2 protein-coding genes are annotated in these 1846 nt (G+C 41.1%); one reads left to right on the plus strand and one right to left on the minus strand.

The window, feature by feature from the left end; all coding sequences use genetic code 11:
* Positions 1-80: 80 nt before the first annotated feature.
* Positions 81-497 carry an IS200/IS605 family transposase gene (tnpA, locus tag E0709_RS12030; RefSeq protein WP_132302996.1) on the minus strand — a complete coding sequence of 139 codons (417 nt, stop codon included), beginning with the start codon at positions 495-497 and terminating at the stop codon, positions 81-83.
* Positions 498-542: 45 nt separating this feature from the next.
* On the opposite strand from tnpA, the gene E0709_RS12035 reads away from it, so the two are divergent.
* The gene (locus E0709_RS12035; RefSeq protein ID WP_132302995.1) at positions 543-1685 is read left to right on the plus strand and encodes an RNA-guided endonuclease InsQ/TnpB family protein; all 1143 of its coding nucleotides are present in this window, start codon (positions 543-545) and stop codon (positions 1683-1685) included.
* Positions 1686-1846: the final 161 nt, after the last annotated feature.

The raw sequence follows: 1846 nt of genomic DNA on the forward strand, positions 1-1846 counted from the left end.
TTTATCTGATCGTGCCGTAAAACACTGCCCTTTAGGGCGGTGATATAAGGCACAAACGGCGAAGCCGTTTTCAACCTAACTTAATCGGGCGTTTGTTGTTGCTCGATATATTGGCGAATAATTGATATTGGTGCACCGCCACAACTACCAGCAAAATAAGACGGTGACCAAAGCTGATTGCCCCAGAGTTTTTTCTGTATGCTTGGATGTTTTTTCTTTCTAATCAAACGACTAGATACGCCCTTTAAGCTATTCACAAGCACTGATACCGCTACTTTAGGCGGATATTCCACAAGCAGATGAACGTGATCATCTTCGCCGTCAAATTCTACTAATGTAGCCCCAAAATCCTGACAAACATTGGAAAAAATCTCTTGTAATTCATCAAGTATCGTTTTGGTGAAAACATCTCTGCGATATTTAGTGACAAAGACTAAATGAATGTGCATATTAAAAACACAGTGTCTTCCATGTCTAATTTCTGTTTCTTTTTTCATAGACCAAGTGTAAAATAAGAGAAAATCCTATTTTAACCTAAGCCCATGTTAATCCGCAAAGCCTTTAAATTTGAAATCAGACCAAACGGCGAACAAACTCGCAAAATCAAACAGTTTTGTGGCTGTTCTCGTTTCGTGTTCAATCAGGCGTTAGCGTGGCAAAATGAGCAGTACGAGCAGGATAATCAATTTAAATTTAGTTACACCAAAATCGCTAATCTGTTACCAAGCTGGAAAAAACAATGGGAATGGCTGAAAGATTGCCACAGTCAAGTGTTGCAACAGTCATTAAAAGACCTTGAAGTAGCGTTTAAAAATTTTTTCCAAAAGCGAGCAGATTTTCCCAAATTCAAGAAAAAAGGCTTAAAAGACAGTTTTCGTTTTCCGCAAGGCTGCAAACTGGAGCAAGGAAATAATCGCTTGTATTTGCCTAAAATCGGCTGGGTTCGCTATTTCAACAGCCGAAAAGTCATCGGTGAGATTAAAAATGTCACGGTAAGCCAAAAGTGCGGTCATTTTTTCGTGAGTATTCAAACGGAATTTGAAGCGGAAATTCCAACGCACAAAGGCGGAGAAATTGGTATTGATATGGGAATCGCTCGTTTTGCTACCCTTTCCAATGGCGTATTTTTCGCTCCGCTCAATGCGTTCAAAACCTACAAAGGCAAATTAGCGAAGCTACAAAAACAGCTCAAAAACAAAGTTAAATTCAGTCAAAATTGGCAGAAATTAAAGGCGAAAATCGCCAAACTACACCATAAAATCGCCAATTGTCGCAAAAACTTCTTGCATCAAACTTCAAACCAAATCAGCAAAAACCACGCCATGATCTACGTTGAAGATTTGCAAGTTGCCAACATGTCAAAATCGGCAAAAGGCACGGTGGAAGAACCTGGCAAAAATGTAAGCCAAAAATCGGGGTTAAATCGTTCGATATTGGATCAATCTTGGTTCGAGTTTCGCCGACAACTAGACTACAAAACCCAATGGCGTGGCGGATTTTTGGTTGCTGTGACCCCACAAAATACCAGTCGAACTTGCCCTTGTTGCGGACTGGTTGCCAAAGAAAATCGGGAAACCCAATCGCATTTTGAGTGCATTGAATGTGGCTACAGTGAAAATGCCGATGTAGTTGGAGCGATAAATATATTAACCAAAGGCAGACTACAATTAGAAACTGTCTTCTGACTTCTGTCATCTGTCATCTGTCATCTGAACAGGGTAGGACATACCCGTAGAGCTTGTGAAGTGAATCTCATTAGAGATCAGCAGCAAGAACCCACCGAGAGTAGCCCCCGAAAGGGGGAGCTAGTAGGAATCCCCATCCTTTAGGGCGGGGAGGATGTCAA

The organism is Lonepinella koalarum (assembly GCF_004565475.1).
GTDB classification, from domain to species: Bacteria; Pseudomonadota; Gammaproteobacteria; order Enterobacterales; family Pasteurellaceae; genus Lonepinella; species Lonepinella koalarum.

Excerpts from the sequence above, each read along its gene's own strand:
- tnpA (WP_132302996.1), bottom strand. The coding sequence starts at position 497 with ATGAAAAAAGAAACAGAAATTAGACATGGAAGACACTGTGTTTTTAAT.
- E0709_RS12035 (WP_132302995.1), top strand. The coding sequence starts at position 543 with ATGTTAATCCGCAAAGCCTTTAAATTTGAAATCAGACCAAACGGCGAA.